The 24,042-nt window shown below is 37.8% G+C and carries 23 protein-coding genes; 20 read left to right on the forward strand and 3 right to left on the reverse strand.

The window, feature by feature from the left end:
- Nucleotides 1–59: 59 nt before the first annotated feature.
- A complete protein-coding gene (gene tkt / locus NSQ95_RS07795; RefSeq protein WP_342560661.1) occupies nt 60–2,060 on the forward strand; it encodes a transketolase in 2,001 nt (666 codons plus the stop codon).
- 149 nt (nt 2,061–2,209) lie between these two features.
- On the forward strand, nt 2,210–2,431 hold the full coding sequence (locus tag NSQ95_RS07800; RefSeq protein WP_144537029.1) for a YneF family protein: 222 nt from the start codon (nt 2,210–2,212) through the stop codon (nt 2,429–2,431).
- A gap of 403 nt (nt 2,432–2,834) precedes the next feature.
- Here the strand turns inward: NSQ95_RS07800 and NSQ95_RS07805 are convergent, their stop codons facing one another.
- Nucleotides 2,835–3,782 carry an alpha/beta hydrolase gene (locus NSQ95_RS07805; protein ID WP_342560662.1) on the reverse strand — a complete coding sequence of 316 codons (948 nt, stop codon included), beginning with the start codon at nt 3,780–3,782 and terminating at the stop codon, nt 2,835–2,837.
- 11 nt (nt 3,783–3,793) lie between these two features.
- Entirely contained in the window at nt 3,794–4,690 is an 897-nt protein-coding gene (locus NSQ95_RS07810) for a hydroxymethylglutaryl-CoA lyase (protein WP_342560663.1), read from the reverse strand.
- 92 nt (nt 4,691–4,782) lie between these two features.
- Here NSQ95_RS07810 and NSQ95_RS07815 point away from each other — a divergent pair, with 92 nt between their 5' ends.
- The 15 genes from NSQ95_RS07815 to NSQ95_RS07885 all read left to right on the forward strand — a co-directional run bounded on the left by NSQ95_RS07815 (nt 4,783) and on the right by NSQ95_RS07885 (nt 21,311).
- Nucleotides 4,783–5,985, forward strand: coding sequence for an acetyl-CoA C-acetyltransferase (locus NSQ95_RS07815; RefSeq protein ID WP_342560664.1), 1,203 nt, complete (start codon nt 4,783–4,785; stop codon nt 5,983–5,985).
- Nucleotides 5,986–6,000: 15 nt separating this feature from the next.
- Nucleotides 6,001–6,264 carry a YqkE family protein gene (locus NSQ95_RS07820; protein WP_342560665.1) on the forward strand — a complete coding sequence of 88 codons (264 nt, stop codon included), beginning with the start codon at nt 6,001–6,003 and terminating at the stop codon, nt 6,262–6,264.
- A gap of 271 nt (nt 6,265–6,535) precedes the next feature.
- The gene (locus NSQ95_RS07825; protein WP_093496836.1) at nt 6,536–6,742 is read left to right on the forward strand and encodes a helix-turn-helix transcriptional regulator; all 207 of its coding nucleotides are present in this window, start codon (nt 6,536–6,538) and stop codon (nt 6,740–6,742) included.
- On the forward strand, nt 6,739–7,221 hold the full coding sequence (locus NSQ95_RS07830; RefSeq protein ID WP_340883747.1) for a hypothetical protein: 483 nt from the start codon (nt 6,739–6,741) through the stop codon (nt 7,219–7,221). Before NSQ95_RS07825 ends, NSQ95_RS07830 begins: the two co-directional genes overlap by 4 nt.
- Before the next feature lie 462 nt (nt 7,222–7,683).
- Nucleotides 7,684–9,354 carry a hypothetical protein gene (locus tag NSQ95_RS07835; RefSeq protein WP_340883746.1) on the forward strand — a complete coding sequence of 557 codons (1,671 nt, stop codon included), beginning with the start codon at nt 7,684–7,686 and terminating at the stop codon, nt 9,352–9,354.
- Nucleotides 9,355–9,371: 17 nt separating this feature from the next.
- Nucleotides 9,372–10,607 (forward strand): DegT/DnrJ/EryC1/StrS family aminotransferase, encoded by a 1,236-nt coding sequence (locus NSQ95_RS07840; protein ID WP_298472289.1) that lies wholly within the window; start codon nt 9,372–9,374, stop codon nt 10,605–10,607.
- Between the two features lie 12 nt (nt 10,608–10,619).
- Nucleotides 10,620–12,419: a hypothetical protein gene (locus NSQ95_RS07845; protein ID WP_342560666.1), complete on the forward strand. Its 1,800-nt coding sequence runs from the start codon at nt 10,620–10,622 to the stop codon at nt 12,417–12,419.
- Nucleotides 12,420–12,431: 12 nt separating this feature from the next.
- Nucleotides 12,432–13,493, forward strand: a complete 1,062-nt coding sequence (locus NSQ95_RS07850; protein WP_340883743.1) for a dienelactone hydrolase family protein — start codon at nt 12,432–12,434, stop codon at nt 13,491–13,493.
- A 76-nt stretch (nt 13,494–13,569) separates the two neighbouring features.
- Nucleotides 13,570–14,976 carry an extracellular solute-binding protein gene (locus NSQ95_RS07855; protein WP_340883742.1) on the forward strand — a complete coding sequence of 469 codons (1,407 nt, stop codon included), beginning with the start codon at nt 13,570–13,572 and terminating at the stop codon, nt 14,974–14,976.
- Between the two features lie 216 nt (nt 14,977–15,192).
- Complete coding sequence (locus NSQ95_RS07860; RefSeq protein WP_340883741.1) at nt 15,193–15,834, forward strand: YesL family protein; 642 nt, start codon at nt 15,193–15,195, stop codon at nt 15,832–15,834.
- Nucleotides 15,835–16,039: 205 nt separating this feature from the next.
- Nucleotides 16,040–16,936 carry an ABC transporter permease subunit gene (locus tag NSQ95_RS07865; RefSeq protein WP_169360831.1) on the forward strand — a complete coding sequence of 299 codons (897 nt, stop codon included), beginning with the start codon at nt 16,040–16,042 and terminating at the stop codon, nt 16,934–16,936.
- Nucleotides 16,937–17,000: 64 nt separating this feature from the next.
- On the forward strand, nt 17,001–17,873 hold the full coding sequence (locus NSQ95_RS07870; protein ID WP_298472299.1) for a carbohydrate ABC transporter permease: 873 nt from the start codon (nt 17,001–17,003) through the stop codon (nt 17,871–17,873).
- A gap of 65 nt (nt 17,874–17,938) precedes the next feature.
- Nucleotides 17,939–19,564, forward strand: coding sequence for an extracellular solute-binding protein (locus NSQ95_RS07875; RefSeq protein ID WP_298472301.1), 1,626 nt, complete (start codon nt 17,939–17,941; stop codon nt 19,562–19,564).
- 584 nt (nt 19,565–20,148) lie between these two features.
- Nucleotides 20,149–20,706, forward strand: coding sequence for a hypothetical protein (locus tag NSQ95_RS07880; RefSeq protein ID WP_340883740.1), 558 nt, complete (start codon nt 20,149–20,151; stop codon nt 20,704–20,706).
- Between the two features lie 53 nt (nt 20,707–20,759).
- Entirely contained in the window at nt 20,760–21,311 is a 552-nt protein-coding gene (locus tag NSQ95_RS07885; protein WP_298472305.1) for an AAA family ATPase, read from the forward strand.
- Between the two features lie 157 nt (nt 21,312–21,468).
- Here NSQ95_RS07885 and NSQ95_RS07890 read toward each other — a convergent pair whose 3' ends face one another.
- Nucleotides 21,469–22,365: an aldo/keto reductase gene (locus NSQ95_RS07890; protein WP_340883737.1), complete on the reverse strand. Its 897-nt coding sequence runs from the start codon at nt 22,363–22,365 to the stop codon at nt 21,469–21,471.
- A 68-nt stretch (nt 22,366–22,433) separates the two neighbouring features.
- Here NSQ95_RS07890 and NSQ95_RS07895 point away from each other — a divergent pair, with 68 nt between their 5' ends.
- The 3 genes from NSQ95_RS07895 (at nt 22,434) to NSQ95_RS07905 (ending at nt 24,025) form a co-directional block, all read left to right on the forward strand.
- A complete protein-coding gene (locus NSQ95_RS07895; RefSeq protein ID WP_340883735.1) occupies nt 22,434–22,976 on the forward strand; it encodes an NUDIX hydrolase in 543 nt (180 codons plus the stop codon).
- Nucleotides 22,977–23,031: 55 nt separating this feature from the next.
- Complete coding sequence (locus NSQ95_RS07900) at nt 23,032–23,499, forward strand: hypothetical protein (protein WP_169360825.1); 468 nt, start codon at nt 23,032–23,034, stop codon at nt 23,497–23,499.
- 85 nt (nt 23,500–23,584) lie between these two features.
- Nucleotides 23,585–24,025, forward strand: a complete 441-nt coding sequence (locus NSQ95_RS07905) for a Fur family transcriptional regulator (RefSeq protein WP_169360826.1) — start codon at nt 23,585–23,587, stop codon at nt 24,023–24,025.
- The last annotated feature ends 17 nt before the right edge of the window (nt 24,026–24,042 follow it).

The raw sequence follows: 24,042 nt of genomic DNA on the forward strand, positions 1-24,042 counted from the left end.
CAGAGATTGTTGTCTACACTAATAATATAGAAAAAAATTTGTTCGAGAGGATGTCATTCATGTCATTACAATCAGATTTATTAGCAATTACGACTATACGTACTCTTTCTATCGATGCAATCGATAAAGCAAACTCTGGTCACCCTGGTCTTCCAATGGGGGCTGCACCAATGGCTTATACGTTATGGACAAAACATTTACGCCACAATCCGAGCAACCCTAATTGGTTTAACCGCGACCGTTTTGTTTTATCTGCTGGTCATGGCTCTATGTTGTTATACAGTTTGTTGCATCTTGGTGGATATGATCTTCCAATGGAAGAGATTAAAAACTTCAGACAGTGGAACTCTAAAACTCCCGGACATCCAGAATTCCGCCACACTGCTGGAGTAGAAGCAACTACTGGTCCATTAGGACAAGGGATTGGTATGGCAGTAGGTATGGCAATGGCAGAGGCGCATTTGGCTGCCACTTATAATAAAGAAGGACACTCTGTTGTTGATCACTATACGTACGCGTTATGTGGCGATGGGGATTTAATGGAAGGTGTAGCTGCTGAAGCTATTTCTCTAGCAGGCCACTTGAAGTTAGATAAATTGATCGTATTGTATGATAGTAATGATATTTCATTAGATGGAGATTTACATAAATCTTTCTCTGAAAATATAGCTAAGCGTTTTGAATCTTATGGATGGAATCATATATACGTAGAAGATGGAAATGATATTGAAGCTATTTCAGCTGCCATCGACAAAGCTAAGGCACAAAATGGTAAACCAACAATCATCGAAGTGAAAACAGTTATTGGTTTTGGTTCTCCAAACCGATCAGGTAAAGCAGATGCACATGGTATGCCACTTGGAAAAGAAGAATCTCTTTTAGCTAAAGCAGAGTATAAATGGTTATTCGAGGAAGATTTCTATGTTCCAGAGGAAGTATACGAGACTTTCAAGGAAGCTGCAGAACGTCAAGGCGTTCAAGAAGAAGCATCTTGGAAAGATAAATTTGCAGCATATGAAAAAGAATTCCCTGAATTAGCAGCAACTTTAAATCAAGCGATTAAAGGAGAAATGCCTGCAAACTTTGCAGAAGCTCTTAAATCATATGAAGAAGGTTCTTCACAGGCAAGTCGTGCAGCTTCAGGAGAAGCAATTAACGCAATAGCTCAGAATCTACCTTCATTCTTTGGAGGAAGTGCTGACTTAGCTGGTTCTAACAAAACTACTATTAAAAATGCTGGAGATTTCTCTGCTGAAAACTATGCAGGTAAAAATATCTGGTTCGGTGTACGTGAGTTTGCAATGGGTGCAGCGCTTAACGGAATGGCATTGCATGGCGGTCTTCATGTATTTGGCGGTACATTCTTCGTATTTAGTGATTATGTACGACCAGCAATTCGTTTATCGGCATTAATGGGATTACCAGTAACATATGTATTCACGCATGACAGTATTGCAGTAGGGGAAGATGGCCCGACACATGAGCCTGTTGAACATTTAGCATCACTAAGAGCGATGCCTGGCTTATCCGTAATTCGTCCAGCTGATTCTAACGAAACTGCTGAAGCATGGAAGCTAGCTGTTTCTTCTAAAGATCAACCAACTGTATTAGTGCTTTCACGTCAAAATCTACCTACACTAAAAGGTTCTGTGGAACAAGCAAGTGAAGGAGTGGCAAAAGGTGCTTATGTTGTGTCACCAGCAGAAAATGCAGAAGGTATTTTACTTGCAACTGGTTCAGAGGTCGGACTAGCGGTAGAAGCTCAAAAAGCTTTAGCGGCAGAAGGAATCCAAGTTTCTGTAGTTTCTATGCCATCATGGGATAGATTTGAAAAACAAGATGCTGCATATAAAAATGCAGTACTACCTTCTAATTTAACAAAACGTCTTGCAATTGAAATGGGATCTTCTCTTGGATGGCATCGTTATGTTGGATTCGGAGGGGACGTTATTGCAATCGATACATTCGGTGCGAGTGCTCCTGGTGAAATCGTTATGAAAGAATACGGATTTAATGTAGAAAATGTTGTTTCTAAAATGAAAAACTTACTACAAAAATAATATTCTTATGTGCAATTCGAATACTTGGTCTTAAAAGTATTCGAATTGCTATTTTTTAAAAGAAATTATATAGAATGCCTAGCCAATTTATAGTATAATTTCAATTGGTGTCTTGTACACGTAGAGAAGTTGGTAAAGGAGGAAAAACATTGGATACTTGGATATGGGTTGTTATAGTAATTGTCGCTTTAATCGGTGGTGTTGTAATTGGATTTTTTGCAGCACGTCAATATATGATGAAATATTTGAAAGAAAATCCACCAATCAACGAACAAATGCTACGTATGATGATGGCACAGATGGGTCGTAAACCATCCGAAAAACAAGTGAAACAAATGATGAACCAAATGAATAAAATGCAAAACAAATAATAAAGACACTTTGTACCGTGTGTTCTGACTATAGACAACTCTTGTGATTTTGAGTTGCCTATAGTCTTTTTTGTACTATTTGAACAGGTCTACTAATTCAAGTGAAAATTTAATAAGAACACCTAAAAAAGAGAAGAGTTGGCTGGGACTAATTCTCCTCCAAATAAAATGTAGTTGTTTTTCGTTACAGCGAATGCACACTTCCATTTCCTCGTCGCCTTGCTCTTGATTAGGCTTTCAGCTGGCGTTGTTTCCCCAGGAGTCGCTTTCTCTCCAGAAAACGAGACTAGATAAATCTTTTATTAGAATTCAGTTATCTTTAAAAAAGTAAAGACGTGAAATCAGTAGTTGATTTCACGTCTTTTAATTCATTGGCTAGGTCCCTATCCAGATCTTCAAGTAATTAGCTATTCACGGAATTGTCTTCTCCCAGCAAATTATATTGCTTTAAGAAATCTGAGACTATTTCCTCATATTCTTTACTGTTCTCATTGAAGGATTTAGCATGAGCCCCAATATCAAATAGCTTTAACATCTTTGGACCTCTTTTCTTTTCATATAAATCCTCAGTCATTTTCGGTAGTATAAAGTCGTCCTCCAGGCTATGAATAAATAGGACAGGCTTTTCAATTTTGTCTACTACATCAATGGGGGATACCAAATTCAAGGTGTACCCATCTCGTAGCTTTAAGAAAAGATTTGCAAATCGGATTGCTAAGCTTGAACGAAGTGGAGTTGTTTGAGTAAGTATGTGGTAAACTTGTTCTTCAAAGTTGGAAAATGCACAATCAGAGATATAGAAATCTGCATCATCCACAATGGAACCAGCATAGAGAAGGGTGGTGGCTGCGCCCATCGACTCTCCATGTATTCCAATTACGGCATTTTCACCTGCACGTTCTCTTACTGCTTCAACAATAGCCTGTAAATCCATTTTTTCATAATAACCGAAGCTAGTCGTTTTTCCACCAGAATCCCCATGTCTGCGATGGTCATATACGACACTATTAAACCCCAGTCGTTCAAACATTCTAACAAATCTAAGTGAATTGATCTTGTTTTCTGTGACACCATGACAAATAATTACGTAGTTACTCGTTTGTAAAGGTTCGATGAAAATCGCTTTAAGGGAGTATCCATTCTTAGAAGGGATCCATCGCTCTAACTTATTTACTGCTGTAAACCATGCTTCATCAAACCGTTTGGATGTCAGTTCTCGATTATAAATAAAATCATCTTCTTTTTTCTTCATATACATAAGTTTATTTGTAAGAAAAAAGCCAAAAACGGTAGCAACAGCAGAAATAATACTTGTAAAAATACTCGTCCAAACAATTACTCTTTTTCTCATAAGGTCAACACCTACTTGCTTTTAAATAGTTTATACATACCTGTTTCAATTGGTCTGGACACATAAGGAGAAATTATGTCGACAGCGTTTAATAATTCATCTATGTCGATATTGGTGGTAATATCCATTTTATGTAGCATATTCACGACATCCTCAGTTGCTACATTGCCTGTTGCACCCGGTGCAAAAGGACAACCCCCTAAACCACCAGCAGAAGTATCAAATCGAGATACACCTGCTTGTAACGCTGCAAATATATTGGCAATACCCATTTTGCGAGTATCATGAAAATGGGCAGTAATTAATGTATGAGGAAACTCATTTATTAACGTATGGAAAAGTTCGTAGCTTTCTTTTGGATTCGCCATTCCAATAGTATCCGCCACGCTAAGCTCTTGTACACCCCATGACACAAATTCCTTACAGAGTTCGGTTACTTTTTGCGGATCAACTGCACCCTCAAAAGGACAATAAAAAGAAGTGGAAATACATGCACGGACAAAATATCCGTCTTCTAATAATTTTTCTACAAGAGGCTTTAATTCATTCATACTTTCTCTAGTAGTTTTGTTAATATTTTTTTTATTAAAGCTATCTGAAACGCCTACAAAAACAGCGACACTTTTAGCTCCATTTTCCAATGCTAGGTCTATTCCTTTTTTGTTTGGTGTTAGTACAAATTGTCTACCCACTTTTTTCACATTTGTAACAATTTCTTTTGCATCACTCATTTGTGGTACCCATTTAGGTGACACAAAGGAGCTTAGTTCCATTTCCTCTACCCCGGCTTTTTGAAGTTGCTCGATAAATAACAGTTTTACATCAGTTGGTACTACATTTTTTTCATTTTGTAGACCATCTCGTGGACCTACCTCGATAATTGTCACTTTTTTTGGTAAACTATACATATTCATCCCTCCCTCTTTTATTGTAAAGAAAGGTTGGTTGAACAAGCAAATTTTAAATTTTTTGTTTCATAGTTTTATTGAAAATAGGGGATATGAAGGAGGAAATTCACGTGACAAATGAAGTTGTGATCGTAAGTGCAGTTAGAACTGCTATTGGTTCCTTTCAAGGTGCACTAAAGGATGTTCCAGCAACTAAGCTAGGAGCAATTGTAATTGATAAGGCATTAGAAAAAGCTGGAGTTTCAAAGGAATCAGTGGATGAAGTAATCATGGGGAATGTACTTCAAGCTGGTCTTGGACAAAACCCTGCAAGACAGGCTTCTATACAAGCTGGGCTACCACAATCCGTTTCGGCGCTAACTATAAATAAAGTATGTGGTTCAGGTCTTAAAGCAATACATTTGGCAACACAAGCGATTATTGCTGGAGATGCAGAAATTATTGTAGCTGGTGGTATGGAGAATATGAGTCAGGCTCCATATCTATTAAAAAATGCTAGAGAAGGCTTCCGAATGGGTGATCAAAAAGTAGTAGACAGTATGGTTTCTGATGGTCTATGGTGTGCTTTTAACGATTACCATATGGGAATAACAGCAGAAAATCTTTGTGACCGCTATGACATTTCACGTGAGGAGCAGGACAAATTTTCTGCTCGGTCTCAAGCAAGAGCAGCGGAAGCTGTTGAGACTGGCAAGTTTAACGATGAAATAGTTCCTGTTGAGATTCCTCAAAGAAAAGGCGAGCCTGTTATCTTTGATAAGGATGAATATCCGAAAAAAGGGTCAACAGAGGAAAAGCTAGCTGGTTTGCGTCCTGCTTTTAAAAAGGACGGTTCTGTTACGGCTGGAAATGCTTCGGGTATTAACGACGGCGCAGCAGCTGTTGTCGTAATGTCCAAACAAAAGGCTGAAGAACTAGGCTTAAATCCTTTAGCTACAATTCTTGCTAATGCATCTGCTGGAGTAGATCCAAGCGTGATGGGAATTGGACCTGTAGAAGCAGTGAAAAAAGTGCTGAATAAATCAAAACTATCCCTAAGTGATATCGAGCTAATTGAGGCAAATGAAGCTTTTGCTGCTCAATCTATAGCAGTAGATAGAGAGCTTGCCTTCAATCATGATATACTAAATGTAAATGGTGGAGCAATTGCTTTAGGTCATCCAATCGGTGCAAGTGGTGCTCGAATTTTCGTTACTTTACTTCATGAAATGGAGAAAAGAGATGCTAAAACGGGGCTTGCGACACTTTGCATAGGTGGAGGACAAGGGGTAGCCACTATTGTGAAACGCTCATAAAGTAGGTGAATAATATTGGCTAAGAAGAAACAAAAGAGACAGCAACAGCCTAACTTTAAATCTTCAGCTGTAAAAGAAGATGGGAATTCTCTTTCAGATCAGCTTTCTATGGATGTGCTTGCTAAGTTAAAAGAAACAAAGAAGCAATTAGTAACAGCTGAGCAAGAGAAGGAAGAAGAAAGACAGGCACAGCTTGCTTTTGAAAAGAAACAGAAAGAAAAAAATAAAACCTTCGAAGAACTGCTCGATGAGTATGGCTTTGGTGGTTCTAAGTTCTAAAAAATGTGTGGGAAATTTCCTGCGAAAAATGATGGCCCCTAGAATTTTGCGGACAGCAAAATTTTAGGGGCTATTTTTGAATCATAATGAGTGAAAATTTATAACGATACTGACCAGGTAATTTACTTCAGAGGACTAAAGTTATTTAACTTATGAACTAGAAATTGATTATATGAACTTATATTTATCTCCACTTTAATGTAAGAAATACTTTACTTTATGTCTGGTTTACTTTACATTAAAAGTAATTAACAAGCAGCGGAGGTAATAAATGGAGATAAAGAATCGATTAAAAGAACTGAGAGCAAGGTCCAACCTTACGCAAAAGGACTTATCAGAAAAAGTAGGTGTAACACGTCAGACTATTGTCTCGCTGGAGAAAGGAACCTATGTGCCATCGCTGTTACTCGCGATGAATATAGCGGAAGTGTTTCAGGAGCCAATTGAAAAAATCTTTTTCAAGGGGGATGGCAAATGAAGATTGTTCTATTTGAAAGTATCAGCAAAATCATTATTATAGGGGTGCTTGCATTTGCAATGGGGTTTGCTTATGAAAACATCTGGTTGATGGATGAATTTGATAGAGGGTTGTCAAACGGTGAAGTTATAAACGTGGAAGTAAAATTTAGTTGGTGGCCATTTATCCTCAGTATTTTATTAATGATACTTCAATCAATTCTGTCTCTAAGATTGAAGTCAAAAAAAAGGGCAGACATCCTTTTGAAGTTTGGAGAATTTCAAGATGGAGATGAACGGGAGCTGAGCATCACCAATAAAGCATCCAGAGCTTCTCATGTTGCTTTTACATTGAGTGCAATTACTGCAATGTTGATTATGGTTCTTTCTACAAATTACATTTATCTACATCCTGCATTTCCTATCTATTTATTTGCAGGAACAATAGTTGCTTCCAGCATAGCTTATGCTATAGCATGGTGCGTTGAATATTATAAGTGAATGAGGTTGAGAGAAAAATAAATTAAAGAACCGTGAAATCTGTAGCTTGATTTCACGGTTTATTTATTTAAGAAGCCAGCTGATTCTTGAAGACAATCTTTTTGTTCGTAGAGAAGGTTGCGACTCCTAGCGCGTGGGAGAGACTACAGGCTAAGGCCACGTGCCCCCAGGAAAGCGTCCACCGTAGCGGAGAACTACTGGGTTCGAATTTCTTCTCTATTATGAACTTTCAATTAAGCAAAAAATACAGCATTAAAATCTATTAAGCTTGGAGATATATTTCTAAGCTCTTTTTTCTGTTCCTTTTTAAAACCATCTGTAGCTAACGTCATCCTACGACTATAAAAGTTTATAAAATTTTCAAATAACTAATTGATAAAAATACCCAGTTATACTATGATTATCATAACAATATTATAGACAGGTAATATACATGTCTTTTTATAGAGGAGTGACCGTTAAATGAGGATGGCAAAAGTGGGGATTCTTTTAGATAGAGAGGAAACCGAAAAACAGTGGAAGAAAGGGGAAAATGTATTTGACCGCTATTTGGAAGAGATTCTTGATCATGTAAGACTGCCTTATAAAAAAATAGATTCAATCGAGGAGCTTGACTCCTTTGATTTAATGATGGTGGCTTGTTGCCCTAATACAGAAGCTGCTAAAACTAAAATTTTAGATTATGTAGAAAATGGAGGTACAGTAATTTCATATGGCGATCTTCATTGTCTAAAAGAAAGGTTAGGCTTCAGTTCCCATTCTATTCCTGCTATAGGCTATGCAGAGCTTTCTTCTTTTCTTAACCAGTCAACGTCTCTTCGTTATTTACACGCGGATCCATGGGTCTATTTTGGAGATCAGTTAGAGATCCAACAATTTGGAGCGTTACTAGAGGGCAATGGAGATGCCCTTCTTCAAATTAAATATGGAAAAGGGACCATTGAACGCTGGGCCGTCTCTATTCCCCAAACAATTGTAGGCTTACAGCAAGGTACTGCTCCTATAACAGAAGACGGAGTTCCTGCTCCCGACGGAAGTGCAAACTTGGATGAGGAGATATTAAAGGCGGACGACGGCTTTATGCTCGATTGGGACCTAGACCGAACGGTTACTGAAACAGGTATGCCTTATTTTCCCCATCCGTATGCTGATTTATGGAGAGAAGCGTTAATAGAGCATTTGGTAAAGTGTGCTCTCGATAAAAATCTTACGCTTCCTTTCATTGATTATTGGCCAGCAGGAGTAGAACATGTTGCTTTAATCTCTCATGATAGTGACTTGAACGTGGACGAATCAGCACAAATAACGTTAGATACCCTAAAGGAAGAAGGCGTGCAATCGACTTGGTGTATGATTGTGCCTGGATATAATCCTTCTATTTACAATCAAATCAAGGCAGATGGGCATGAGCTAGCTCTACACTATAATGCATTAGAATCAGATAATGGAATTTGGTCAGAAAGTGCCTTTCATGCACAGCTTACTTGGTTGCAGCAGACAGTGGGTATAGAACAAGTGACGTCCAATAAAAATCACTATACGAGGTTTGAAGGCTGGGGAGAATTTTTTACTTGGTGTGAGAAATATGGAATACAGGCTGATCAATCGAGAGGTCCTAGCAAAAGAGGAAACATAGGCTTCTTATTTGGCACGTGTCAGCCTTATTTCCCTATCGCTTGGGCCGATGAAAAAAATCGAATGTATGATGTGCTAGAGATTGGTTTTCTGACCCAAGACTTGAACCATAATACGTTAGCGGATGCGACGGTTATCGAACCATTTTTGGAAGGAGTCAAACGAGTGAATGGAGTTGCTCATTTCCTATTTCATCAAATCCACATCTATCAGCAACCGCCAGTACGCGAAGCGATTATCCAACTAATCCGTATGGCAAGGCAGCAAGGCTTCTCGTTCTGGACTAGTAAGCAAATTAATGATTGGGAAAGAGTAAGACGTCAGGTTAAAATTATAGAAGTATCTGAAGAGAATGGTGTGGTACTTAGTGAAAATTCGGTTGCCGATAAGCTCGTTATTCTAATGCCCGTTCCAAAAGAAGATGCACAAACGGTCAAACGTTTTGGGCTGCATTGTAAGATGGTTTCTGCTACAAATCACCTTTTAAAGGAAGCGTAATGTTGGAGGGTCTAAAAATGAAAAACAACACTTTAGCGATTTTAGGTGGGCAAAAGGTTAAAACGACTCCATTCGGAACTGGGAAACGCTTTGGGATGGAGGAAGCAACGGAGCTACTAGAGGCACTAGAGCAAAATACACTCTTTTATCATTTCGGTAGCAAGGTTAAGAAATTTTTAGCAGATTTTAATGATTTATATCATGTGAAGTATAGTGTGGCTACCTCATCTGGAACTGCTGCGCTGCATGTTGCTCTAGGAGCAGCTGGTATTACAGTCGGTGACGAGGTCATAACTAGCCCAATTACAGACCAGGGTACTGTAATTGGTATCTTATATCAGAACGCTATACCTATATTTGCCGATTTAGAGCCAAATAGCTATAACATGACAGCTGAAGCCATTGAAAAGGTAATCTCACCTAAAACAAAGGCGATTATTGTTGTTCATCTTGCTGGAAACCCATGCGACATGGATTCCATTATGGAACTTGCTAGAAAGTACAATGTAAAAGTGATAGAGGATTGTGCCCAAAGCTATCTCACTACTTACAAAGGGCGCTTAACTGGCACAATTGGTGATTATGGATGCTTTAGTACAAACGACTTTAAGCATATATCTACAGGCGATGGCGGAATTGTTACTGTAAATTCCGGGGAAGAGGAAGATTACTTTACCACTCATGCATTTGCAGATAAAAACTATAAAAGACATGACAAGGAAGTTGTAAAAGATATTCAATATCTGGCACCTAACTATCGTATGACAGAACTTCAAGGTGCTGTTGGTATTGCGCAGATAAAAAAACTGGATTGGATATGTACGCGAAGAAATAAGCTTGGAGAACGATTGAGTAGTGGAATACAGAATACCAAGGGCATACGGCCAATGAAAATAACAACTGGGGGATGGTGCAGCTACTGGTTTTATATGCTAACGCTCGACTTAGATGTGTTAAGCTGCACCCGTGAAGAGTTCTCAGCGGCACTTACAGCAGAGGGTATTCCAAATTCACCAGGGTACATTCCACAAGTGTTATACGCACAAAGCCTATTCCAACAAAAACAGGCTTACTTAAATAGCGAATATCCTTTTAGTCTAGGTGAGTATAGTTATCAAGCCGGTAGCTGTCCAAATGCTGAAGAAATTTTGAAGACAGCGATACGGTTAGATATAAATGAGTTTTTTAGTGATCATGATATAGAGGATATGATTACTGCCTTAAATAAGGTAGCTGCCCATTATTGCGTCTAAAGGAGAGCCTATATGTATAACAAACTTATAGATCATGGAACTCCGGTTGTCGCGGAGGAGGAGCGAACAGCTGCTATATGTACGAAGGAACAAGCGAGTAAATTAGTAATTGCGGCCAAGGGCTTTGTGTTAATAATCGACTTAGAAAAAGGAACAAGCAAGCAAGTTTTCTTTCCACTGGAAAATAAAGAATACCCTTTTGCCTCATTTAATAGTGGAGGCTTATTTTATACGGGGGCAGGTAAGATGCTGCTCGTGTTAGACCCTTTCAAAGAGTGCTTTGTGGATTATCAAGTAATAGAGAATGGTGAGGAAATAGTCGGTTTTAGCTTTGCAGAGGACAGTGAGGGAATGATTTATTTCACTACATACCCTCACTGTCACTTGCTTTCCTATGATAGCAAATCGCAGCATGTTGTAGATTACGGCTCTATGCATGCCGAGGAAAAATATCCAGGAACAGTAGCTCTTGATACGCACGGATGGGCTTATATGGGAATTGGAACTGAGAAAAGAGATATAATAGCCTACCATTTAATAACTGGCCAGAAAAAGAGTTTGCTTTCCTCTCATCAAAGGCAGAAGGGAGCAGGCTATGTATATCTTGGAAACGATGGTACTGTCTATGGACACATAGAGGCATCCGACTTAAAGAATGTGTTAACGGCCTCTCAGTGGCTAAAGTTTTCTCAGGGAGAATGTAATCCAGCAGCGGACGTTGCACCTTCTAGTTTTATAGGAACAGGATTTCAAAAAGTCCACATTCCAAATGAATCAAATTATCAGATCGAGCACTACAGCTTATCTGAAGGGCTTGTTCAAATTAGTCATAAGGATAGTGGGATACAGAAAACGATTCATTTAATATACCATTCGGAGGGAGCGGAACTTTCAAGTCTTTTTCTCGCTCCAAACGGATTTATCTATGGTACGTCCATGCACCCTCTACAATTTTTTCGGTATGATCCAACCAAAAACTCTCTTCAAAATTTTGGAGCACTAGAAAAGGGAGGGGGAGGAAATATTTGTGCCTATGCTTCCCATGAAAATCTGTTAGTGGGAGTGGCATACGCAGGTGGAAAGCTATATGTTTACGATTTAGATCAGCAATCTTCTATTCCTCGTTTAGTTTTAGAAGAGGATCAGATTCATCGACCTCGCTGTGCCCTTGCCTTGAGTGGAACGAAAGAAGTAATATGGGGTGGGTTTCCGGGCTATGGACTAGTTGGTGGTGCCTTGGCAATTTATAATATGGATACAGAAAAGCAGGTCGTAATACGCAATGAAGATATATTACCCTTTCACAGTACTATTTGTCTTAGTGAGCTCAGTAACGGAGATATTATAGGGGGCACAAGTGTAGAGGCACCTGGAGGAGCAGTATCAAAAGAACAGGATGCACGCTTATATGTGCTTGATCGAACAACCATGCAACTAAAATGCAGTTTCGTACCCTTTAATGGAACACGAGAAATTATTGCTATTTATACAGATATGTATAATCGGGTGCATGGTGTTACTGGGCTAGGAATGTACTTTATATGGGATACTGAAATGAATTATATTCTTTCCGGAAAAGATCTATCCAGTTATGGGGAACCTATTCGTTCAGGCTTCGTTTATGACGAGCCTAATCACACGCTTTACTGTCTTATGTCAAACGCACTTATTGCGATTGATGTTAAGCAACCATGCCCCGAACCAATACTTAAGAAAGGGTTAGAAGCTAAAGCGAGCAGTGGTACTGTTCTATTTAATGGAAGAGTTTACTATGGTAGTGGCAGTCATTTATATAGTGTAAGTATAGAATGATGGGGTGAAGAAATGTATGCATTGTCCACTTTACATCAACAGGGTGCGCCTTCTCTTTTGCGATTAATGGAACGTAAAAGAGATTGGGAGAACAAAAGAGATGCAATCGAAAAAATTTGGTTACAATGTATTGGTGGGGTCCCACCTTTAGTACAAACACATTTTGATATAATCTCTTGGAAATCGTATGAAGATTACTATTTAATAAAGATAAGGTACGACACTGTTTTCGACGATATGGTTCCAGCAAACCTGCTAATACCGAAAGGAAGTAACAGCAAAAAGGTTTCTACTAAAGATGACGCCATAGAGGTTTTGAACTCTAGTCACAAACAATATCCCTCCGTTATTGCGCTTCATCCAACGAGCGACAACGGGAAGGATGATGTAAGTACAACAGAGGGACGGCAAAACAGACAATATGGACTTGAGCTTGCTAAGAGAGGCTATGTAGTACTTGCCCCAGATACGATAACAGCTGGAGAACGGGTGCGACAGGACGAAAAGCCTTTTCAGACAGCAAGCTTTGACGCCGCATATCCGAACTGGTCTGCAGTAGCTAAAATGCTTGTGGATCATCAGCAGGGAATAAGTCTATTAGAGAGCTTAAATTGTGTAGACAGCGATAAAATAGGGGTGATCGGACACTCACTTGGAGGCTACAACGGTTACTTTTTAGCTGGCGTAGACCGTAGAATAAAGGCAGTAGTATGTAGTTGTGGATTTTCAACATTTGCAGGAGATCCGGAGTTACATCGTTGGGGAAAACGAGATTGGTTTAGTCATATCCCCCAGTTAAGTAACTACATAAATGATGATAAGGTTCCTTTTGAATTTACTGAAATAGCTGCATTAGTGTCACCTACTCCTTTTTTTCTATGGATGGGGCAAAATGATTCTATTTTCCCCCATTGGAAACCAGCTGCTGAAGGACTTTTTGAACTAAATTCATTGTATAAGTGGATGGATTGTACAGAAAAAATCCAAACATTAATAGGGAACTCGGGTCATGACTTTCCCTATGAAATTAGGCAAGCAGCTTACTTATTTTTAGATAAATGGTTAATGAAATAAAACTACCAACCTTGCACATGTTATGATAGATTCATATCTTTATATAGCGCCAATTTTGGCAGGGGAGTTGTAAGCATTGATAAAACGACAAAGTGACTTTGAAAGTCGTTATAACAAGTTTATCCATGAGGTAAAACAAGAGATTATTACAGGGAAGATTAAACCTGGGGAATTTATATTGCCAGAAAATACATTAAGTAAAGAATATGCGCTTAGTCGAGTTTCCATAAGAAAAGCGTTAGCAGAGCTAGTGGAAGAAGGGCTTATAGAAAAAATAGCAGGAAAGGGAAACCGGGTAACCCTGCCTGATGATACACAAAAGCAAACATTAACGCTTGGTTGGTTTTCAAACTCCTATGAGATTGAGGTTATTAAACAAATCATTCAGAGATTTGAACAGTTGAATCCTTATATTAAGATAAATCTCGAAATCTTACCTAATGATCAGTACGTTTATAACCTTATGCAGTCGTTTAAACATGGTACTGGCCCGGACGTTTTTATGGTTTCAGACTATCATTATAGACAGCTGATGGAGACGGATCACTTAGATCTTATAGACCCCTATTTACCAGCACATATAGATCCGATGAAGGATAGTTATCACCAAGTTTTTCGAATGTTTTCAACGGAAAACAAAATGCATGTTACCCCGTTTGTTTTCTCGCCAGTAATGATCTGCTACAACAAACGCATATTTGAAAAAGCAGGCGTCCTAAACGATTTTCATATAGAAGATTGGAATGATCTGTTAGAGGTGTCCAGAAAAACAACACATGAACTAAATGAGGATAATTTAGTGAATGAGTATGGTTTTTGTTTTTCCTCCTCTACTAACAGATGGCCAGTTTTTCTATTACAAAATAAAGGAAGCTTTAAAGATTCAACCGGAACTAAGCCGGTGATGAACAGTAAGGAAAATATAGAAGCGTTAGAGTTTTGTGTAGATTTAATGTACAAACATCAGGTTTCCCCTATTTTTTCACATGGTAGCAATGACCTCGCTGAGAACCTGTTTATGCGAGAAGGGGCAGCGATGATCTTAACTACCTATTATTTTATGAATGAATTCAGAGACCATAAGATACAATGGGATGTAATTCCACCGCCTAAAAATAAAGATGTAGGCACACTTTTACTTGGAGGGGCACTTGGTGTCCATGTAGATAGTCCAAATAAGCCAGCCGCACATGCACTGATCGATTTTATGGTTAGTGAAGAGGCACAAATATTGATAAAGAAAAATGGATGTACGATTCCAATGCTGCGAAAGGTTGCAGAAGACAATAGAATCCTCCAGCCGGATATTCATCCAGAGCATTACAATGCCTTTATTGAAACGATGCCAGACGCTAAAACGATCAAGGATTTACACCTAACGATTGAAGAATTTGAGTTAATTGAACGAGAAATGCATTTTTTATGGGCAAATATGGAGAAACCAGAGGAAACATGCCAAAGAATTCAACAGCTTTTAGAATAAGATTAAGTAGTTTTAAAGGTAAATAATCATTTATTGGTACAAGAGGTGGAATTGAAATTCTCAAGCCACTAGCCTAAGAATATGAATTCTATTGTATAAAAAGTATGATTCTTTCAATGAATTCATAAAGTAATAAGAAATAAATTGAGATGAATGAAGATTTTAGATTGAGAAGATTTAATCTTTAAAAGGTTAGATAAACAAGAGGTGAATGGTATGGAGCTGACAGGCTGGAGAGGAACGCTATATCGATACATGGACTGGGGAATGCGGCTTGCCTATATAAACATCCTTTGGTTAGGCGGAATCATCTTAGGACTAGGCGTTGTAGGGTTTTTCCCAGCTACAGTTGCTATGCTATCGGTTATACGCAAATGGAGCTATGGTGAAGAGGATATAAAAACCTTTCGTTACTTCAAGGATATATATAGAAAAGAATTGTTGAATTCTAATATCTATGGTTATATTTGGTTTATTATAGGCGTTATTCTTTTTGTAGATTTGCAGTTTTTTCGTAGCCTTCCAAATATACCAGCCTTAATAGCATCATTTTTCTTCTTTATATTAGGTATAATTTATTTGATCGCTTTATTGTATGCTTTTCCACTTTATGTCGGTTATCAGATGAAGCTTTCCCAGTACTTCAAGGATTGTATTTATATCGTTTTGGCTCATCCTTTGTTTGCGGTGTTCATGGTTTTAGGTTTTTATTTCCCCTATTATTTAGTCATGAAAATTCCTGGACTCATACCTTTTTATAGTGGGAGTTTAATAGGCGTTACTTTAATATTTCTATCCAATAAACTGTTTAAAATTATTGAATCAAAACAGCAAGAGCCAATTGAATATAAGAAATAAATAATTTTAGAAAAATATTGAATAAATGTAAAATTTAAACTAAAATTGGTAAAATAAATACAGGTATTATACAGGTAAACAAATTGGTAAATAGCTTTAAGGAAAGGGGAAATAAGTTATTGTTACTCAAAATAAAGACGCTGAGACAGTTGTTCCGACAGTAGCTCACGTCAAGGAAAAACCAAAGCCCCCAAATAAAAATTCTATTAAGCAAAAACTGTGGCGGGATCGGTATCTATTGCTACTTCTTTTGCCAGGTGCCCTTTACTTTTTAATCTATCGATATATTCCTATGATTGGATTATTGTTAGCATTTAAAGATTATAGTCCATTCCAAGGATTTCTTAAGAGCCCTTGGGTTGGATTAAAACACTTTCAATCCATTTTTGAAGACTCGGAGGTTATACAAGTAATTTGGAATACACTTCAGATTTCCATGTTACAAATTATTTTTGCATTTCCTATTTCCATTATTTTAGCACTTATGCTGAATGAGTTAAGAAACCAAATGTATAAACGATTTCTGCAGTCTGTTGTATATATGCCTCACTTTCTTTCTTGGGTTGTGGTAGTTGGAATAACTGTTATCTTTCTACGAAGTGAAGGTTTAATAAATAACTTTCTTGGATCTTTTCTAGATATGAATCCTATCCCTTTTCTAACAGATCCGGCGCTGTTTAAACCGATTGTTGTATTGCAGGTCATCTGGAAGGAGTCTGGATGGGGTACCATATTGTTTCTAGCTGCCTTATCCGGCATCAGCCCTCATCTATATGAGGCAGCTGTCATGGATGGTGCGAGTCGCATGAGACAAATTTGGCATATAACATTGCCTGCATTAAAAAGTACGATTGTTATTTTATTAATCCTTCGTTTAGGAAACGTGATGGACAGTGGTTTTGAACAAATCTTTCTAATGCTAAATCCTTTTAATATGGAATCGGGTAATGTTCTCGATACGTATGTTTATTTTAAAGGAATACAGCAGGCGAATTTTAGTTTTGCAACAGCTGTTGGTCTATTTAAAGGAATAATTGGCTTGATTTTAGTGGTTCTTGCAAATAGGCTTGCTAAACGATTTGGTGAGGAAGGTCTATATTGACCATTTGAAAGATTCAAGTTGACGTGTCTTTATGGAAGACTATCATCTGGAAGGGGGTATGTTCATGTTTAGGTCTTCAGGGGAAAAAGTAATGGATTTTTTCAATGGTACAGTTCTCTTATTAATCGCAGGAGCCATGCTTTTTCCTTTTCTATATATTTTCTCGGTTTCGTTTTCTAGTGTTAGTGATGTATTAAATAGTGATTTCTTGTTATGGCCAAAGGAATGGGTGACTGATGCTTATACGTATATATTAGGCTCTGATCAATTTATTCGTTCGTTGTTCGTAACGGTATATATTACTGTCGTTGGAACATTAGTAAATCTATTTTTTACTACGACGATGGCTTACTCGCTAACTAGAAATATTTTAGGGCAACGAACAATTCTATTTCTAGTATTGTTTACGATGCTATTTTCAGCAGGGATGATCCCTACCTATATTATTGTAAAGGAAACGGGATTATTAAATTCCTTATGGGCTCTTATAATTCCTGTGGCGATTAGTCCATTTAATCTGATCATTATTACACAGTTTTTTAAAGGAATTCCAGAGGAACTGACAGAGGCGGCATTAATAGACGGTGCAAACGATATCCAAATATTTACTCGCATTATTTTACCTTTGTCGAAGCCAGCCTTGGCAGCATTCGGTTTATTTTACGCAGTAGGTCATTGGAACAGTTATTTCTCAGGGGTTCTATATTTAAATGATCCTGCAAAATGGCCGATTCAAGTAATTTTAAGGCAAATTGTAATAGTCAATGAGCCTAATGCGGCACTAGGGGGGCATGCAGCAATGCTGGAAAATCTTCCACCTCCCGAAACCGTTCAGATGGCTGCTATATTGTTAGCTACTTTACCGATTTTAATCGTCTATCCATTCTTACAAAAACACTTTGCTAAAGGAGTGATGCTTGGATCTGTTAAGGGGTGACTTTCTATCGCAATGGACATCGAGAATTTATTTACACCAGACAAAATAGTAATGGAGGGGTTAATGTGAGAAGTAAGCAGTGGTTTTATGGTTTTCTAATTCTTATCATTGGTCTAATTTTAGTAGCTTGTACCGATGAAAATGCCCAAACTGAACCAGCGAAAGAGCCGGAAAAAGAGACAAATAGTGCAGAACCAAACAAAGAGGAAACGGCAGTAGATCCGTTTGATCATACAGAAAAGTACACGATTACGGGAATGACATTTCGTTTCGGTGATCCACCACCACTGAAAAGCCCGGGTCTTGATATGATAAATGAACGCTTTAACGTGGACTATAAGCCGGAAATTATTCCTCAGGGGGACTATATTGAAAAGTCGTCTGCTATAGTTGCTTCTGGATCTATGCCAGACCTAATCGGATTTCCAGGAACAGACACTCGTTTTTATCAATGGGCAGAGCAGGGAGCATTCCTGCCTTTAGATGATTATCTTAAGCATTATGACACACTAGGGAAAATCCCAGAATACGTTTACAACTCTTTTAAAGTGAACGGGAAGATCTATGGTATTCCACGTTACTCTCAACCGTACCCTGTAACACCAGTTATTCGTAAGGATTGGTTAGATAAGCTTGGTTTAGAAGTTCCTACTTCTTATGAAGAACTGGAGAAGGTAGCGATAGCTTTTACGAAGGAAGATCCAGATGGTAATGGAAAAGATGATACTTACGGCGTTGCAATTGGTGAAAATATTAACCCGAACTTTAATATGGGAACTTACTGGGACTTTAACGCTTGGTATCACCAAGATAAAGAAGGAAATTACATCCCAGGAATTATTTCTGACGGTAGAAAAGACTTGATCCAATTTTTTGCTAACCTTTATAAAGAAGGAGCGATGACGAAGGATTTTGCAGTTCTTGATTGGGCTAGCACGAACACGGAGTTTTACTCTGGAAAAGCTGGAATCTTTGTTGGGGGAGTTTCAGGTATGTCTGAAGCCTATTTCGAAGGTCTTTTAGCAGCAAATCCAGATGCACATTTAATAGCAATACCTCCTTTTGAGGCTCCAGATAAGTCCAAGGGCTTCACTATTGGATCTGGTTATTCAGGTATTCTAGCTTTAAATGCTAACATGGCTGGAGACGAAGGTAAGATTTTCCGTGCTTTAGAAATGGTTGACTTTGGTAAAACATATTACCCAAGGGATACAAAAAATCCGGATAACGCCGATTTCGATTTCTATTTAGGTGGAGAAGGAAAAGGGTATAACATGGAAAATGGGCAGGCTGTTCAATTGCCAAATTTCTCATCTGATGGACTTTCACCTTCGACTTACTTCTTAGACAATCGTGAGCAAGTACCAGAAGATGCAAATATCACATATGCAGATGATTACAAAATGCCAGAAATGAAGGAAATGGTTCAATCTCTTCAGGAAATGTTTGAATCTAACAAGCTTTATGTAGATCCTTCATACGGAGTAATGTCTCCTACAAATCAGGAGAAAGGCACTGATTTAACACAATTCATCATGAACGAGCAAGCAAAAATGATTGCTGGCCAAAGACCAATCTCTGAATGGGATAGCTTGGTTGAGGAATACATGAAACGTGGAGGAGAACAAATTATTAAGGAAACAAACGAAGGAATTAAGGCAAAGGGCTACACAGAAAGAGAATGGAAATAATATAAAATAGAAGAGCAGCTCCAAAAGTCATTTAAAGACTTTGGGGCTGCTTTTTTTGAAATAGCTATGTAAAAGGGTATGGTTGATTAATGTTGCAAGGAATCTTTAAATCAGAAAGTAGAATTGATTTTTCGTACCAGCCGGACGCTTTTTCGCGGAGTGAGCGATAAGCCATCACCCATCGCTTACGCGCGTGGTTGTGATGTCTTATCTGTCTCACTTATCCCTGCTTATGTCGCCGTCTGGTGCTCCAATCAATAAATGGGAACGGCTCTTTAATTCATCGATAAAATGCTTATAAATTTACTTGCATAAACAAAATTTATGTTCTTAATAGTCATTTGAATGTCACTTCTGTAATGTTTACAATCACTATAAAAAAATGAAGTTTTAATCAAATTAACCAATAACTTTAACGAAGCTTTAGAAATTAACAAATATTGACTTCGTTTAAGAAATTTAACTTTCTAATGCTGAACTCTAATTTATTTATTGAATATTTTGAAACTAAAATTCTAGATATACGTAAATTAATGACGAGAAAGTTATTATATACTTTCATATAGCAAAGGGGGGAATGATTAATGAAGAAAAAATTACTTTTGGTTTTTATAGTGTTACTGCTACAGACAGGCTGCTCATATACTTTTAGCATAAATAGTACGGAGGACTTTATAGAAAGCGTTCCACATCCAAAATCAACTGAGATATTGGATAAACTGCAAAAGGAAGATTATGAAGTTGTGTTTTATGAAGATGAAACAGGATTCCGTATTGGATATAAAAAGTCGGTTGATGAATATTGGACACATACTGGAAACGGTGAGATAGATCCTGGTGACGGTATGGACTGGGCAATGTTTAATAATCCAAAAGTACCTTTAACATTGGTTGGAGGAATTATCACAAATGATCAAATTACAACCGTGCTTGTGAAGCAAAAAACAATAGAGAAGGGAGCTACAATTGTTGAGATTTCTGAAGGATTAAGATGTTGGTTTGTTACCTTTGATGCTTTAGAAGAAGCAGATGCTGGGGAACCAGACCCATTGAAAATCGAAGCATTTGATAGTAATGGAAATGTTTTATGGAAAGAGGGTGTTTATGAAGGTGGGCATTTTAGTGGGAAAATAACTAATTAAATTTTACTTTCTCATCCAATTACTTATAGAACTAATTAAAGAGCCGTTATACGATGTTATGGGGGACAAAACTAGTGAAAATACATATATTTGGTGCTTCTGGATCTGGGACAACTACCTTAGCGAAAGCATTATCCGATGAACTTTGCTGGACCCATTTGGACACAGATGATTATTTTTGGTTAACAAAATATACGGAGATAAGAGAACTGGAAGAAAGAAAAGACCTCCTGGAAAGAGATTTAAACTCACATGGAAATTCAATCTTATCTGGAGCAATATGTGGTTGGGGAGACGATTTAAAAACTTATTTTGATGTAGTCATTTTTTTATGGATTCCTTCAGAAATTAGATTAGAAAGACTAGAGAAAAGAGAATTTCAAAGATACGGAAATGACATTTTAGCAGGTGGACCCAAGCACGAACAATACAAGGAGTTTATGGAGTGGGCTGGGTTATATGATCATGCGGGATTGGAAGTGAGAAGTAGAGCCTTACACGACGATTGGTTGAAGACATTGACTTGTCCAGTTTTGCGGATAGAAGGAGATTATACTGTCCAAGAACGTGTAGATATGACAAAGAGCTTTTTGCAGAAAAAATAAGGATTACTACAATAATCTACTAGATTACGACAATGACAAAGTAGTTTACTACAATCAGAAGCTATTTTACGACAATCAACCAATTATTTACGATAATCCTCCTTTTCATAAGAAAAGCTCCTTGATTTGAACAAATTCAAGGAGCCTAGTGCTATTTTTATATTCGATGCTCTGAATAAGTAGTTTTTCTCGTTATTTCAGAAGCTTTTGCTAGTAAGTCATCAGGTATCTTAGCTTGATACGCCTCGATTGTTTCCAATAATTGCTCGGGTGAACTCGCTCCAACGATTGCAGCGCCACTTTGCAGGACATAGTGAAGAGCTATGCTAGTTAGTGATGCATTTAAAGACTTTAGTTCCCCTATAGTGTCTAGTAGCTCCTTGTTTGTATAAGAGAGGTAGTCGCCTGCTTTTTTAGCACGAATAAGACCTTCATCTTCGGTCAGCATACCTTTTGCAAGCGAGCCTCTACTAAGCAGGGTAGTCTCGTTTTGTTCCAGTAAGTGTAACCACTCCTCTGGTCTTCTATCTAGCAAGCTATATTGCATCATAACCGATACTGCATTGCTTTTTTGTAGGAAGCGGTTAATAACATTCGGTCTGATAGAAGAGATGCCGTATTCTCTAATTAGGCCTTCCTTTTTTAAAGATTCCATCGTATCGATCACTTCATCCACATTGTCATCCATTGTCCCGCCGTGTAGCTGGTACACATCAATATAATCTGTTTGAAGGCGTTTTAGGGATTCATGTATCGCCGTTTGAATCCATTCTTTTGAGGCATCCCAATGCCAGCCATCACCATTTTCGTTTAGTCGATTACCGACCTTAGAGGCAATAACTATGTCCTGACGATGAGGTTTAAGAAGAGTACCTAGAATCTTTTCGTTTTCTCCACGGTCATACAAATCTGCCGTGTCATAATACGTAATACCATGTTCCATTGCGGTTTGAATAATCTTTTCGGCTTCTGTAATGTTTGTGGGTAGTGACATACAACCAAGTCCGATTTCTGAAATAGAGATTTCACTTTTTCCTAATTGTCTTTTTTCCAAGATTATCACTTCCTTTCCTACATGGTACAATGAGAATTAGATAGATTCAAATGAGAGGAAGAAAATTAATGAAAAAATTTGAAGAAAAAACAGTTACAACTGATTTAAAATATACTGGTCGAATTATTACATTACAGGTAGATGATGTTCTTTTACCGAATGGGAAGCAAGGTAAAAGAGAGATTGTGAAGCACCCGGGAGCAGTTGCAGTAGTAGCTGTAACTGACGATAAAAAAATAATTTTAGTAGAACAGTATAGAAAAGCACTGGAACGCTCTATTATTGAAATACCGGCTGGTAAAATTGAGCCAAATGAGGCCCCAGAGCTTACAGCAATGCGAGAGCTTGAAGAGGAGACAGGCTATACTTGTAGTAATCTGAAGTATATACAATCTTTTGCAACCTCACCTGGATTTGCTGATGAGATTATACACCTTTACTTGGCTGAAAATATTGTAAAAATGGAGAATCCAGCTGATTTAGACGAGGATGAGTTCGTTGAATTATTACATGTCAGTCTTGAAGATATGGAACAAATGGTAATCTCTCAACAGATCTTTGATGCAAAAACAGCTTTCGCCTATATTTGGTTAAAAGATTATTTAAAATAAGCATGTTTGAACCTAGTACAAGCATAAGATGAAAATAGATAGGGGGGATTCCAAGTTGAACCAGTCTTATACTATTTTCGTATCTTTTTGTGTACTAGTTGTTAGTTTTATAGGAGGATTAATACTTTTTGAACGTAGCTCACCAGAACAGCAGCAGTGGATTATCAACCTTTTGGATGCACGAGTCTTATTGGAAGGGCCACCTAGTTTCCTAGAGACGATTTTTCCTCACTTGATGATTGCAGTCGTTTTTTTCTTGTTTTATCAGCATCGCTACTTACAAAGATTCATCTTAGTCATTTGCGCATTCAAAATTACCTTTTATGGATTCTGTTCCAGTTTTTTGCTGCAAACTCAAGAAAGTACTTTTCCGTATGTATTTTGGTGGTTCCCATTTCAACTCGTCTACTGTATCCTATTACTTGCATTGGCAAGAAGAGTAAATCTCTTTACACTTGGCTTCTATATAATTACTATTATAATAGAGTTTATTCTTTTACCATTTATCGTATTTAATAATTAGTATTTATTAATAATTATTATTATGTGAATCTCTTGTAATGAGAAAACACTTCTTGTTATAATAGTGGTAGTTAAGGAGGCGTCATATGGAGAGCCGTATTGATCGTATTAAAAAACAATTATCTGGTGCGGGCTATAAACTGACGCCACAGCGTGAAGCGACAGTTCGAGTATTGCTTGAAAATGAAGAAGATCATTTGAGTGCGGAGGATGTTTTTCTACTAGTTAGAGAAAAATCACCTGATATAGGACTAGCGACTGTTTATCGAACATTAGAGTTATTAAATGAATTGAATGTAGTAGATAAAATTCAATTTGGAGATGGCGTATCACGCTATGACTTAAGACAAGAAGGCGCTGCACATTTTCATCATCATCTTGTATGTATCGAATGCGGAGCTGTGGATGAAATTCAAGAGGACTTGCTAGAGGATGTAGAGGCAATCGTGGAAAAAAGATGGAATTTTATTATAAAAGATCATCGTTTAACGTTCCATGGGATCTGCCATCGTTGCCAAGATAAATAACCAAAAAGGATAGCTAA

Origin of the sequence: Psychrobacillus sp. FSL W7-1457 (assembly GCF_038593405.1) — a bacterium.
Classification (GTDB): Bacteria; Bacillota; Bacilli; order Bacillales_A; family Planococcaceae; genus Psychrobacillus.